The following is a 12,650-nucleotide window of genomic DNA, read 5'->3' as shown; positions in this document are numbered from 1 at the left end:
TTACCAATCAACTTTCACAACTTCGCCACTTTTAAAAGTTTGTAGTTCTCCTGATTTTGCTTTTAAAATCAAGCTTCCGTCATCAGAAATTCCTTCTACTTGTCCATTAACAGCTTTTGTTCCCAATTTCAAAGTCACATTTTTACCAAACAACAATGACCTCTTGCGATACTCATCAATTAAATCTGGTTTTCTATAATTTGCGAAATTATTTATCACTTCTTTAGCCATTTCTGCTAAAAGCTGATTTCTGTCTATCTTAAACTCAGGATTTATTCCCTGAGCCTTTTCGGATAAATCCGCTGGAAAATCTTTTGTTGACAGATTTAAGCCAATTCCCATAATGAAATTTCCAGCAGAGCTTGATTCTAAATCTAAAGCAGCTTCAGTGATAATTCCGCCAACTTTATAGGTCCCCAAATAAATATCATTAACCCATTTGAGTTGAAAGTTTTTATCTTTATAAAATTGTTCAAGGACCTTGACAACGGCCACAGCCGTACTTGTCGTCAATAATCCTATTTTCAAAATATCATGACTGGGGTTGGGTAAAATGAGACTAAAATATAATCCAGTATCACTTGGAGAATAGAAATTTCGGCCACGCCGACCGTGTCCCTCCGTTTGATTATTTGCAACAAAAATAAGAGGTTGTTTGACCTCATGTGAAGACAAATATTGCTTCGCTAACTCTTGCGTAGAAGTCACCTCATCAAAAACAAAAATTTTATCTTCAAATTTCATTCCACTATAAAAATTTATCGTATCTTCATCTAATGAATCATTTCCAACATACTTATAGCCCAAATTTTTACGACTTTCAATTTGATTGCCCTTGCGCTTTAAAGTATTAATTGCTTTCCAGATACTTTCTCGACTAAGTTTTAGCTCTTCAGCTAATTCATCACCCGAAATCCAGTTTCCTTTTTGTTGAAGAAGTTTTAACAAGACAAATTGTTTTGTTGTTCGCATAATTATCACTTTCTAAAATACATTTCAAAGCCTCCTTCTTTTCTAAGACGTCGCACGATAAGAACAGTCAAAATGGCTTTGATACAATCACCAGGAATAAAAACTAAATTAGAAATCAACGAAGTAATTAATGGAATATTAGATTGAATAGATAGCCAGATTGCTCCGACAAGATCAACAAAAATAACTCCAAACACTAAAACAATGATTAATTCTCCAATCCAATTCTTTGAATCTGTAATTTGCAATTTCTTAAGGAAAAAACCTATTAAAAATGGTGTAAAAAGCCAAGCCATTCGGTAGCCTCCCGAAGGCCCTAAAAAGCTCGCTGCTCCGCCATTTCCACCCGTTAAAACAGGTAAGCCAATTAAAGCTAAAGTAAGAAATGCTCCTACCGAAATTGTACCATATTTGGGGCCAAGAAGTCCCCCAGCCATCATTATACCCATATTTTGCAAGATAATTGGGACAGGAATAAAACCAATTGGTATTCCTGGTAAAAATCCTAGAATAATAAAAAATGCAGTCATAAAGGCTGAATACGTTAATGTTTTGACTTTTTGATTCTTAGTCATATTTGCTACTCCTGATTTTATATTTTACAATAAAAGAATTTTTTATTATACTGATATCATATCAAACAGTAACCCTAAAATCAAATTTAGGTTAACTATTAATTTTATTGTTCGCTTTTTTATTCACACAAAGGAAAATTTTAGATGGAAAAAAATAAATTTAATTTTTCAAAACTGACCGCACTTTTTACTGATTATCCAGCTCTTAAAATAGACGAAACTTCCTATAGCTACCAACAAATCAATGATTTAATACAAAAAAAATTAACAGATTATAGCCACTCCTCCAAAACTGTTATTACTCTAATAAATGATAGTCCCTTGAATTTTATTATAGATTTTCTCGCAATTATCGAAAGTGGAAATTACCCACTTGTCGTGGATAAATCTTTTAAGAAAAAGTCTTTTGAATTCGGATTTATCCCTGAGGATACTTTGTTTTTAGCAAGTACATCTGGGACAACTGGACAGCCCAAAATCTATTATCGTAATTGGGAATCTTGGAAAATTGGGTTTGAAGTTTGTGATGATTTATTTCATTTGAGCAACTCACAAGCTCTTGCAACTACTAGCCCACTCACTACTTCATTGGGACTTCATACACTCATGTGTGCTTTATATTTAGGAAAAACCTTCCTAGCAATTACAAATCCTTCACAATTTATAAATATTAAGGAAAGCTATGTTCTCTTTACCGTCCCAACCTACCTCTTAAATAACCTCAATGAATTATTTGCTTTAACTTCTCCAGAGATTATTTTTTTAGGTGGAGGAACACTGAGCCCAGAGGCGATTAATAAAGTAAGAAAAAAACTTCCGCAAACTCAAATGATTGAATTTTATGGAAGCTCTGAAACAAGTTTTATTTCATGGCAAGCAGTTAATGATGGTAAAAAAACGGCATCTGTAGGAAAACTTTTTCCATACGTAGAGCTTACCTTAGGACCAAAATATCGTCTTACAGTTCAAAGTCCTTATTTATTTTCTGGCTATCTTAATCAACCTTATCCACAATCATGGACAACTGATGATTTAGGAACCTTAAAAAATAATCATCTTTATTTATTTGGACGTCGGTCTGACATTATCGAACATGGTGCAAATAAAATTTTTCCAGAAGAAATTGAGCGTATGGCAAAAGATTTATGTGAAGACTGCATCGCTTTTGGAGTTTTTGATGAAAGATATAGTCAAAAAATTGCTCTACTACTCTTAAATCCTATCGAGAAAGAGAAATTAATCAAAATACTAGCTCAAAGACTTCCTAAATACAAACTTCCTCAAATATATTTAGAAACTCCTACTCTTAATTTTACTAAAAATCAAAAAATATCCAGAAAAGAATTAGAAAAAGAATATTTTAGAGGTGTCTATCATGAGCTTTAAAAATCCCGTCGGTATCATAGCAGCAAACCGTTTACCTATAGGAAAAATCAATGGTTTTTATAAAAAAATTTCTCCTGAAACTTTATATCAAAATCTAATTAAACAACAGTTTAATAAAAATCCACTTCTCAAAAAATCTGATATTGACTATATTATTTTGGGAAATGTGACTAATCAAGGAGGAAATTTAGCTCGACGTTGTGCCTTAAAAGCGGGATTTTCTATCCAGGTCCCAGCTTTTACAATTGACCAGCAGTGCGGTTCTGGACTAACAGCTATGATTAGTTCTGCAAACTACATTATTTCTGGTGAAGCTTCCATTATTTGTACAGGAGGGGTAGAAAGCACATCTCAAGCCAATATTGTTCTTGATTCAGAGAGTCATCAGCTGATTAACCGATTTAAAATGGCTCCTGAACCCTATGAAGATTTTGACATGGGAACACTTGCCGATATGACAGCCCTAAAATATAATATTTCTCGTAGTGTTCAAGACCTTTACGCTCTAAATAGTCATAAAAAAGCGACTCAAGCTATTGAAGGAAAACTTTTAGAAAATGAAGTTTTCCCCTATCAAGATGAAGGATTTACAATAAGTAGTGATCAAACTGTTCGCCCTAAATCCTCAATGGAAGCCTTGAGCAAATTAACCCCTGCTTTTACCACTAACGGAACAGCCACTGCTGGAAACTCTTGCCCAATAAACGATGGTGCTTCTTCAATCATATTGTCATCCACTAATAATCCTTTTGATTTTCAGGGCTATTATTTAGGACAAACAACTGTTGCTTTATCTCCATCAGATTTCTTATTAGGCCCAATAAAAGCAACTGAAAAACTTTTACAGAAATTTAGCCTTAAACTTAATGATATTGAGGCTATCGAATTAAATGAAGCCTTTGCCAGTCAGGCCATTTTATTCCAAAATTATTTTAAGCTTGATGATACAAAATTAAATGCTTATGGTGGTGCTCTTGCATTTGGTCATCCTTACGGTGCAACTGGTGGCATTCTAATTTCTCGACTCTTAAATCGCCTAAACCAAGTGCAAAAACCATGTCTTGGCATCGCAACTTTGTGCGTAGCTGGAGGTATGGGAATCAGTGTACTGATAGGTAATCACTGGTATCAAAAATGATTTTAATCGCTCAAAAAACTCTTCCAAGACATTTTAAATTAGAAGGGCAAAAAATTTTTCTCTCCTTACTTCCGCAATTGTGGCAAGAATTAGAAGGAATTCCCCACAGTCTTAAAAATGGAGAAAATTGGTTACTATCCGAAGAAATTATTCGCTATCCATCTTCTAATTATTCATTTGATAAACTGAAACTTTATTTACTAAGTGAACACATCACTCGTCATTCAAAAAAATATATAATCAATCTAAGTCTTGAAATAACTAGCAATACAAAGTTATTGGCAAAAATTAACCTAAGTCTATTATCTGAGGATTCCTGGAATGAAATTATACAAAAAAATCAATAAGGCTGATTTAATTGATTATCTTCAATCAGTTAAAGATACCAATTCTTTACACTACGGTAAAAATCCCATTATACCTGGAAATTTTTTATTATTTATTTTAGAAGAGATGTATCAAGAGTTCTATTCTGTGCCTTTATCATACTTAAAAGCAAATTTCTGCTCACCAGCCTATTTGAATGAACGCTTTTGTTTTATATTTAATCAAAACGCTTTTCAAATTACTGACAGAAATCAAACATTAATCCTAAAAGGAGAATGGAAGCAATGAACAAACGAACAATTTTGATTACCGGTGCAACAAGGGGAATCGGCTGGGCAATTGCTCAGAAAGCTGCTCAAGCCAATCACAAAGTCATTTTAACTGGCCGTGACCCACTTAGTTTAAAAAGTAGAGTTGAAGAATTGAAAAAAAAATTTCCCAAAACAGAAATCCAAGCTATTCCACTAGATGTTTCTAATCGCTCTAGCGTTGCTAATGCAGCCAAATTAATAAAGGATATTGATATTCTAATTAATAATGCTGGGATTGCTGCTGATAGTACTTTTAAGAAAATGAGTCCGGAAATTTGGGATGAAGTGATTTCTGTCAATTTGACTGGTGTATTTAATAGTACTCACGCTTTGCTTGATAAAATCAATCAAGGTGGACAAATCATTACACTAACTTCAAAATCAGCTTTATTTGGTAACTTTGGGCAAGCAAACTACGCGGCGTCCAAAGCCGGCATCATTGCTTTTACGAAAACACTAGCTAAAGAATTGCAAAAAAGTATGATACGAGTAAATTCTGTTTCTCCTGCTGCCGTAACTGATATGACTCTACCAGTATTAAAAAGTTTAAAAGAAACTTATGGTCAGAATATCCCTGATGAATGGAAAATGGGTTCAAGCTCCGATGTCGCTAATTTTATTATTAATGATTTAATTGAAAGCGAAATGACAGGCAAAATTTTTTCCGTTAACGGCTCTGAGATTGGCTATTGGCAAGAACCTACATTTCATAAACTTTAATAAGGTATAGAAAGAGAATTAAATGACTTGGTATCACGAATTAGGAATAAAATATCCTCTTTTTCAAGGTGGAATGGCTTGGGCTTCTAATGCTGAATTAGTAGCTGCTGTTTCAAACAACGGAGCTTTGGGAATTATTGGTAGCGGCGGACGGACAGCAAATGAACTGAGAAGAATGATAAGAAAAACAAAAACTCTCACTTCACAGCCTTTTGGCGTTAATTTAATGTTACTCGATAAAAATATCAAGCAACTTTTAGAAGTGATTTGTGAAGAAAAAATATCAGTAGTGACAACTGGTGCAGGAAGTCCTAAAGAAATTATTGATACTATAATTGCTAATAATATCAAACTTTTCCCTGTGGTTCCCAATAAAGAAATTGCCCTAAAAATGTTAAAACTTCCTATCTTCGGAATCATTGTAGAAGGAAATGAAGCAGGAGGTCACGTGGGGAGCCAAAACTTAGACTCACTTCTCAAAGATATCGCTCCAATCTGTCCCTTGCCACTCATCGCTGCTGGTGGAATTTATGATCACCATACTGCTTCTTTGGCTAATATTTTAGGTGCAAATGGAGTACAAGTTGGCACCGCCTTTTTATTGGCAAAAGAATGTCAGATTTCACCAATTTACCAAGAAATAATCTGCAAAAGTGAAGAAAATGGAACAAGTTTAATCTCAGATGAGAATGGTCATCTGACCAGACTATTAAATATCTCATCAGAACATTCTTCAAATAAATCATTGAAAGCCGCAGTAGAAACAGGCGATTTAATCAATGGTGCATTTATGGCTGGTAGCGCTTCTGCTTATCTTGAAAAAATTGAGCCTGTTGAAACTATTATTCAACGAATTATGAAAAAATAAAATTTAGATTAATCCTCTTTATTATTTAAAGTGATTCTATCAGAGTTTTCATTGTACCTATTTTCTCTAATATCACAAACTAAGTAAGATATAAATCATAAAAAAATACTCCCCAAAATTAAGGGAGCAGATTTTTTATTTTACCCGATAGAACCCTCCATTGAATAAGAAATCAAGCGATTTAATTCAACAGCGTATTCCATTGGCAATTCTTTGGTAAAGGGTTCAATGAAGCCCATGACAATCATGTCAGTTGCTTCTTTTTCTGTAAGTCCACGACTCATCAAATAATAGAGTTGTTCTTCTGAAATTTTTGACACTTTCGCCTCGTGTTCCAAGGCAACTTGTGAATTATGAATTTCATTGAATGGTACGGTATCTGATTTTGATAAATCATCCATTAAAATTGTGTCACATTCAATATGAGAAGCAGATTTTTTAGAATTTTTTCCAAAAGTAACTTGTCCACGGTAATTGACTGCTCCACCATTTTTGGCAATAGACTTAGAAATGATTGAACTTGAAGTATTTGGTGCGTTATGAATCATTTTAGCACCTGTATCTTGATTTTGGTTTGCTCCAGCAAAAGCGATTGAAAGCATTGTTCCACGCGCTCCTGGTCCATTCAAATGAACGGCTGGGTATTTCATGGATACTTTTGACCCTAAGTTTCCGTCAATCCATTCAACCGTCGCATTTTTTTCTGCAGCAGCACGTTTGGTAACCAGATTATAGACGTTATCTGACCAGTTTTGAATAGTAGAGTAGCGCATATAACCCCCCTCTTCAACAAAGATTTCAACCACTGCTGCATGAAGTGAACTTGCGGAGTAAGTTGGTGCAGTACATCCTTCAACGTACTGAATAGATGCCCCTTCTTCAACAATAATCAATGTCCGCTCAAACTGTCCTGATTTTTCGTTGTTAATACGGAAATAGGCTTGAATCGGAATCTCACATTTGACTCCTTTAGGAACATAGACAAATGACCCACCAGACCAAACGGCAGAATTTAAGGCTGCCAATTTGTTATCAGTTGGTGGAACGAGTTTGCTGAAATATTTTTTGAAAATTTCTGGATAGTCACGTAGTCCTGAATCAGTGTCAGTGAAAATAATTCCTAATTTTTCAAATTCATCTTTCATATTATGATAAACAACTTCTGATTCATATTGAGCAGAAGCTCCTGCCAAATATGAACGTTCAGCTTCTGGAATACCAATTTTTTCAAAAGTGTCTTTGATTTCTTGAGGAACGTCTTCCCAAGAACGCGCAGCTTTTGCTGATGGTTTTTGATAATAAACAATATCATTAAAATCAATACCAGAAAGATCTGGGCCCCATTTTGGCATGTCCAATTTTTTAAAAGCTTCAAAAGATTTCAGACGAAACTCTAACATCCACTCAGGTTCATTTTTTGTTTCAGAAATTTCGCGAATAACTTCTTCGGTCAAACCTAAACCTGTTGTGAATTCAAGTTCTGCATTATCGTGAAATCCAAATTTATATTCTTCGAGGTCTTTGACGACTTCTTGTGTACTATTTTCTGTCATTTTTCTTCCTCTTTGGCATATTTATTACTGACAGACTTGTCAGCTTTGCTGACAAATCCTTCATCCATTGATAAAAAGCTCAATTCAATCGCTTTTTACTGACAGACTTGTCAGCCTTACTAACAAGTCCTTTATCCATTGATAAAAAGCTTTTTTCAGCCGCCACTGACAAGCTCATCAGTTTTACTGACGAGTTTTTATTTGCTGATAAAAAATCTGTCAGTAATTTTTAGCTATTCGCCATGAATTACTGTTTCTTGTGCTTCACCAACATCAATGGCTTTTTTTAGGGCATTCCAAGCCAGAGTGGAACATTTTACTCGAGCTGGAAATTTACTAACCCCTGCAAGAAACTGAGCATCCCCAAGTTTTTCTTGTCGTTCGTCAGTTTCACCGGTCACCATTGCTGAAAAAATAGTTGCCAGCTCTTTTGCTTCTTCTTTTGTTTTTCCAAGAACAGCAACGGTCATCATTGAAGCTGAAGCTGTTGAGATTGTGCAGCCATGACCGCTAAAAGCAATGTTTGAAATGACATCATTTTCAAATTCAACAGTCAAGCGAATCACATCACCACAGGTTGGATTGTTGAGGTCAACCATACATCCTGTCTGTAATTCTCCAGCATGACGAGGATTTGATGAGTGGTCAAGAATTACTGCACGATATAGATTATCTAATTTAGATAAAGCCACATTTTCACACTTTCTTTATTTTAATATTGATAAAAATAAATTCTAAAAGTTACTGACAGCCTTCTTTAATGACTTATAAAATTTCTGTCAGTAACTTTTTGATTATTCTTGTTCTCTAATCATCCGTTTTTATTCCATTTTTACGAATATAACGAAGGACGAGATTTGCTGCAATTACCACAGCTAAAATGATGATGATAAATAGAATGAGTAAGCCAATCGAACCCTGAACGAGTGAACGAAATAGGCTTAGTCCTCCTGAGGCATATATAAATCCCCAAGCTAAGTAACCTGGAATCGCAGCCAATGTGTATTTATACCAAGACCAATTTGTTAGGCCAGCGCCAAATTGAACAGCAGTTTGAAAACCGACCGTTAAAAAAGACAGAGGAATAATTGGCCAACCCATTTTTTGAATGGCTAAAATTCCAGCGGAAGTCTCTGAATTTTTCTCAAGTTTTTTGCCCCACTTCGTTTTCAAAATTCCATGATAACTCAATTTTCCTAACCAGAAAGTACATTGAGCTCTAAAGAAAACAACAACAAATAGAAATGTGGTTGCCAACCAAAGTGGGAGGGAGGCGACCCAATTAAGCATATTAATCAAGGTTGAAAAACTCCTTTGTTTTTTTAAGTGCTTCAACTAATTTATCACAATCTGCTTTTGTATTATAAAGATAAAAGCTTGCTCTAGCAGTTGCCGGAGTTTCGAGATAATTCAATAAAGGTTGAGCACAATGGTGACCAGCTCTTACAGCTACCCCCTCCATATCAAGGGCAGTTGCGACATCATGTGGATGAAGTCCTTCAATATTAAAAGCAATTAGACCGCCTCTTTTTACATTATCTTTCGGTCCATAAATCTTTAAGCCTTCAATTTCTTGAAGTTTTGGCATTAGGTAATCAATCAATTCAATTTCGTGCTGATGAATTTGGTCAATTCCAAGCTCTTGAATATAATCAATCGCAGCTCCTAAAGCAATAGCACCCGCAATATTAGGTGTGCCAGCTTCAAATTTCCAAGGAAGTTCTGTCCATGTTGAATGACTTTCATAAACAAAATCAATCATTTCTCCCCCAAATTCGACAGGTTCAAATTGATTTAGAAGTTCTTCTTTGCCATAAAGCACGCCAATTCCGGTTGGTCCCATCATTTTATGACCTGAGAAAGCAAAGAAATCGACATCCATTTTTTGAAGGTCAATCGCCATATGTGGTGTAGATTGTGCACCATCAACCACCATGTAAGCACCGTGTTCATGAGCAATTTTAGTAATTTCTTCTACTGGATTAATTGTCCCTAATACATTAGAAACATGAGCAATCGATACAAATTTAGTTTGATTAGTGATTTTTTTACGTAAATCATCCATATCTAGCTGACCATCTTTAAGATAGACAAACTTTAAGATTGCTCCGGTTTTCTTAACAACTTCTTGCCAGGGAACAATATTAGAATGGTGTTCCATAATCGAAATGACAATTTCATCACCTGCTTTTAAGATTTGCCCGGCAAACTGAGCAACCCAGTTGATTGAAGTCGTTGTTCCTCTAGTAAACAAAACCTCTTTTGTTGATTTAGCATTGATAAAATGACGGACTTTTTCACGCGCCGCTTCATATTTTTCAGTTGCTCGCTCTGCCAAAGTATGAACACCACGGTGGACATTAGCATTATCATTTTCATAATAATCTTTTATCGCAGCCAAAACTTTCAAAGGTTTTTGAGTCGTTGCCGCATTGTCCAAATAGACCAAAGGTTCATCATTAACAATTTGATTCAATACTGGAAAATCTTTTCTGATGCCTTCAAGCATTACATGCCCAGCTTTCTTTCAATAGTTTCAATAAATTCTGCTTGGACTGATTTGACAGGAATTTCACTGACAACTGAACCGAGAAATCCTCGAATAACAAGTCGTTTAGCAGTTTCTTCATCAAGTCCACGAGATTGAAGATAGAATAAATCTTCCTCATCTACCTGACCAACAGAAGCTGCGTGACCCGCAGTTACTTCATTTTCATCAATCAAGAGAATTGGATTTGCATCTCCTCGTCCTTTATCAGAAAGCATTAAAACATGAGAAGATTGTTGAGCATCCGCATTTTTCGCCCCTTTGATAATATGACCAATGGCATTAAATGTCAAAGTTCCTTTATCAAGAATTACACCATTTTGCAAGATATGACCAACCGAATTTAGACCAAAATTAGTCACTCTTGTATCAATTCCTTGCGTTTGATGACCTGTTGAAATCCCAACCACTTTAATTTGTGAATGAGAACCATTCCCTTTGAGGTCACTATCAAAGTCAGCAACAACATTTCCGTCATTCATGACACCAACGGACCAGTCAACTGTTGCATTATCACCAATCAATCCGCGACGAACAACTGAAGCTGTAACATTTTCTCCTAAACGGTCAATGGCTGCAAATTTGACTTGAGCCCCTGCTTTTGCAATTACTTCAACGACAATATTTGCTTTTGCTTTTGAGCTTTGCTCACCACTTGTTTCCAAACGTTCAAGGTAGTCAACTTTGGCATTTTTTCCAACGATAATTAAAATTCGTTTATTAAAAGGAACTTCTGATGAACCCTCTTGCATCAAAATTGATTCAATGGGGTCAAGAACTTCCACACCATCTGGAACATAAAGAACTAATCCAGAATTAAATGTCGCAGTATTTGCTGCTGTTAAACGACTTTCAATAAATGGAACCACAGAACCAAAATTTTCCTCAAGTAGTTCAGGAATTTCGGTTAAAGCTGAATTGAAATCTGTGAAAATTACGCCTTGTTCAGCCAAATTTGGGGTCATTTGTTCCATAACCGTTTGACTTCCGACTTGAACAAGCAAAGGATGATTTGGAATTTCCGTAAAAGTAGGAACAGATCCGATTTCTTCGTTTTCAGAAATGCTTAAATGGTCTAAGCCCCAACGATTAATTTTTACTCGTTCAATATTAGGTAATTCTAGATTTTCAAATTCAAGTGCAGCTTTTTGACGTAAATCTGATAACCAAGCTGGTTCAGCATGCATTTGTGAAAAGTTTAAGATTTCTTGATTCATAATTAATATTAGCAAGTTTGCATTTTCTTAACTGAATTCACTAATTTGCTGACAAAACATTCTGTCAGTAAATTAATGAACTTTAAACTTACTGACAGCTCTGTCAGTAAGCAAAAATAACTTACTATCTCCTTTCCTTAAACTTCTTCTTTATATTCTAATCCAAGTTCCTCAGCGATATTGACATATCCTTCAGTTTCCAGACGTTTAGCTAGTTCTGCGCCGCCTGTTTTCACCACACGACCATCCATCATAATGTGGACAACATCTGGTGTTATATAATCAAGCAAACGTTGATAGTGAGTAATAATCAATGCCCCAAAATTTTCACCACGCATTGAATTAACACCTTTAGCAACAACTTTTAAAGCATCAATATCAAGTCCTGAGTCAATTTCATCAAGAATGGCAAAAGTTGGTTCTAACATCAAAAGTTGAAGGATTTCATTACGTTTCTTTTCACCACCAGAAAAGCCTTCATTGAGATAGCGCTCAGCCATTTCTTCTTTCATGCTCAAAACTTCCATATTTTTATCCAATTTTTTGATAAATTCCATAACAGAAACTTTGTCATCCTCAGCACGTTTAGCATTCATTGCTGCTCGCAAAAATTCTGCATTCGTAATTCCTGGAATTTCAGATGGATATTGCATGGCAAGGAAAAGCCCAAGACGAGCTCTTTCATCAACGCTCATTTCTAAAACGTTTTGACCGTCAAAAAGAACTTCTCCTTGTGTCACGCTATAATTAGGATTTCCCATAATTGCAGCAGATAATGTTGATTTACCAGTCCCATTAGGTCCCATAATCGCATGGATTTCATTGGTGTTGATGACTAGATTGACTCCTTTGAGAATCTCTTTATCTTCAATCGCCACATGAAGATTTTTAATTTCAAGTGTAGCCATTTTTTCGCTCCTTTGAATTGTCAATTGTATTTGACATTTATAGTCTCTATTCTAACAAAAAATTGACAAAATTTGTTATTTTCGCATACATTATTTTTATTAATCGCAATATAAATAATAAATGACT

General features: G+C 35.1%; 14 protein-coding genes. 6 read left to right on the top strand and 8 right to left on the bottom strand.

The genetic code is table 11. From position 1 onward, the window contains the following. Complete coding sequence (locus tag AB6B24_RS00875) at nt 1–972, bottom strand: biotin--[acetyl-CoA-carboxylase] ligase (RefSeq protein WP_311804341.1); 972 nt, start codon at nt 970–972, stop codon at nt 1–3. A gap of 5 nt (nt 973–977) precedes the next feature. Next, nucleotides 978–1,547 (bottom strand): biotin transporter BioY, encoded by a 570-nt coding sequence (locus tag AB6B24_RS00870; RefSeq protein WP_369164022.1) that lies wholly within the window; start codon nt 1,545–1,547, stop codon nt 978–980. 144 nt (nt 1,548–1,691) lie between these two features. Here AB6B24_RS00870 and AB6B24_RS00865 point away from each other — a divergent pair, with 144 nt between their 5' ends. Genes AB6B24_RS00865 through AB6B24_RS00840 form a run of 6 tightly spaced genes read left to right on the top strand, consistent with a single transcriptional unit; the run spans nt 1,692 to nt 6,297 of the window. Beyond that, nucleotides 1,692–2,933 carry an AMP-binding protein gene (locus AB6B24_RS00865; RefSeq protein ID WP_311804342.1) on the top strand — a complete coding sequence of 414 codons (1,242 nt, stop codon included), beginning with the start codon at nt 1,692–1,694 and terminating at the stop codon, nt 2,931–2,933. Then, entirely contained in the window at nt 2,923–4,071 is a 1,149-nt protein-coding gene (locus AB6B24_RS00860) for an acetyl-CoA C-acyltransferase (protein ID WP_311803164.1), read from the top strand. Before AB6B24_RS00865 ends, AB6B24_RS00860 begins: the two co-directional genes overlap by 11 nt. After that, on the top strand, nt 4,068–4,418 hold the full coding sequence (locus AB6B24_RS00855; protein WP_311803165.1) for a hypothetical protein: 351 nt from the start codon (nt 4,068–4,070) through the stop codon (nt 4,416–4,418). The genes AB6B24_RS00860 and AB6B24_RS00855 overlap by 4 nt, the downstream gene beginning before the upstream one ends. After that, nucleotides 4,393–4,686 (top strand): hypothetical protein, encoded by a 294-nt coding sequence (locus AB6B24_RS00850; RefSeq protein WP_015426950.1) that lies wholly within the window; start codon nt 4,393–4,395, stop codon nt 4,684–4,686. Before AB6B24_RS00855 ends, AB6B24_RS00850 begins: the two co-directional genes overlap by 26 nt. Further along, nucleotides 4,683–5,429 carry an SDR family NAD(P)-dependent oxidoreductase gene (locus AB6B24_RS00845; protein WP_311803166.1) on the top strand — a complete coding sequence of 249 codons (747 nt, stop codon included), beginning with the start codon at nt 4,683–4,685 and terminating at the stop codon, nt 5,427–5,429. The genes AB6B24_RS00850 and AB6B24_RS00845 overlap by 4 nt, the downstream gene beginning before the upstream one ends. Nucleotides 5,430–5,451: 22 nt before the next feature. Continuing rightward, nucleotides 5,452–6,297: a nitronate monooxygenase family protein gene (locus AB6B24_RS00840; RefSeq protein WP_195936207.1), complete on the top strand. Its 846-nt coding sequence runs from the start codon at nt 5,452–5,454 to the stop codon at nt 6,295–6,297. A gap of 140 nt (nt 6,298–6,437) precedes the next feature. Here the strand turns inward: AB6B24_RS00840 and sufB are convergent, their stop codons facing one another. The 6 genes from sufB to sufC form a co-directional block, all read right to left on the bottom strand. Then, nucleotides 6,438–7,850, bottom strand: a complete 1,413-nt coding sequence (sufB, locus tag AB6B24_RS00835) for a Fe-S cluster assembly protein SufB (RefSeq protein ID WP_004255207.1) — start codon at nt 7,848–7,850, stop codon at nt 6,438–6,440. A 233-nt stretch (nt 7,851–8,083) separates the two neighbouring features. Next, nucleotides 8,084–8,542: a Fe-S cluster assembly sulfur transfer protein SufU gene (gene sufU / locus AB6B24_RS00830; protein WP_004255197.1), complete on the bottom strand. Its 459-nt coding sequence runs from the start codon at nt 8,540–8,542 to the stop codon at nt 8,084–8,086. A gap of 115 nt (nt 8,543–8,657) precedes the next feature. Beyond that, nucleotides 8,658–9,140, bottom strand: coding sequence for a hypothetical protein (locus tag AB6B24_RS00825; protein ID WP_010906139.1), 483 nt, complete (start codon nt 9,138–9,140; stop codon nt 8,658–8,660). 1 nt (nt 9,141) lies between these two features. Beyond that, entirely contained in the window at nt 9,142–10,359 is a 1,218-nt protein-coding gene (locus tag AB6B24_RS00820) for a cysteine desulfurase (protein WP_311802960.1), read from the bottom strand. After that, nucleotides 10,359–11,615, bottom strand: coding sequence for a Fe-S cluster assembly protein SufD (gene sufD / locus AB6B24_RS00815; protein ID WP_311802961.1), 1,257 nt, complete (start codon nt 11,613–11,615; stop codon nt 10,359–10,361). Before sufD ends, AB6B24_RS00820 begins: the two co-directional genes overlap by 1 nt. Nucleotides 11,616–11,752: 137 nt before the next feature. After that, the gene (sufC, locus tag AB6B24_RS00810; RefSeq protein ID WP_311802962.1) at nt 11,753–12,523 is read right to left on the bottom strand and encodes a Fe-S cluster assembly ATPase SufC; all 771 of its coding nucleotides are present in this window, start codon (nt 12,521–12,523) and stop codon (nt 11,753–11,755) included. Nucleotides 12,524–12,650 lie beyond the last annotated feature (127 nt).

The sequence above is a fragment of the Lactococcus sp. AK05 genome (genome assembly GCF_041026685.1).
Lineage (GTDB): Bacteria > Bacillota > Bacilli > Lactobacillales > Streptococcaceae > Lactococcus > Lactococcus lactis.
This window is presented reverse-complemented; position numbering and strand designations above follow the sequence as displayed.

Bases quoted from the DNA above. Each gene is read 5' to 3' on its own strand.
- AB6B24_RS00825 (WP_010906139.1), bottom strand. From the start codon at position 9,140: ATGCTTAATTGGGTCGCCTCCCTCCCACTTTGGTTGGCAACCACATTT.
- sufC (WP_311802962.1), bottom strand. From the start codon at position 12,523: ATGGCTACACTTGAAATTAAAAATCTTCATGTGGCGATTGAAGATAAA.
- AB6B24_RS00870 (WP_369164022.1), bottom strand. From the start codon at position 1,547: ATGACTAAGAATCAAAAAGTCAAAACATTAACGTATTCAGCCTTTATG.
- AB6B24_RS00850 (WP_015426950.1), top strand. From the start codon at position 4,393: ATGAAATTATACAAAAAAATCAATAAGGCTGATTTAATTGATTATCTT.
- AB6B24_RS00865 (WP_311804342.1), top strand. From the start codon at position 1,692: ATGGAAAAAAATAAATTTAATTTTTCAAAACTGACCGCACTTTTTACT.
- AB6B24_RS00855 (WP_311803165.1), top strand. From the start codon at position 4,068: ATGATTTTAATCGCTCAAAAAACTCTTCCAAGACATTTTAAATTAGAA.
- sufD (WP_311802961.1), bottom strand. From the start codon at position 11,615: ATGAATCAAGAAATCTTAAACTTTTCACAAATGCATGCTGAACCAGCT.
- AB6B24_RS00820 (WP_311802960.1), bottom strand. From the start codon at position 10,359: ATGCTTGAAGGCATCAGAAAAGATTTTCCAGTATTGAATCAAATTGTT.
- AB6B24_RS00875 (WP_311804341.1), bottom strand. From the start codon at position 972: ATGCGAACAACAAAACAATTTGTCTTGTTAAAACTTCTTCAACAAAAA.
- AB6B24_RS00860 (WP_311803164.1), top strand. From the start codon at position 2,923: ATGAGCTTTAAAAATCCCGTCGGTATCATAGCAGCAAACCGTTTACCT.
- AB6B24_RS00840 (WP_195936207.1), top strand. From the start codon at position 5,452: ATGACTTGGTATCACGAATTAGGAATAAAATATCCTCTTTTTCAAGGT.
- AB6B24_RS00845 (WP_311803166.1), top strand. From the start codon at position 4,683: ATGAACAAACGAACAATTTTGATTACCGGTGCAACAAGGGGAATCGGC.
- sufB (WP_004255207.1), bottom strand. From the start codon at position 7,850: ATGACAGAAAATAGTACACAAGAAGTCGTCAAAGACCTCGAAGAATAT.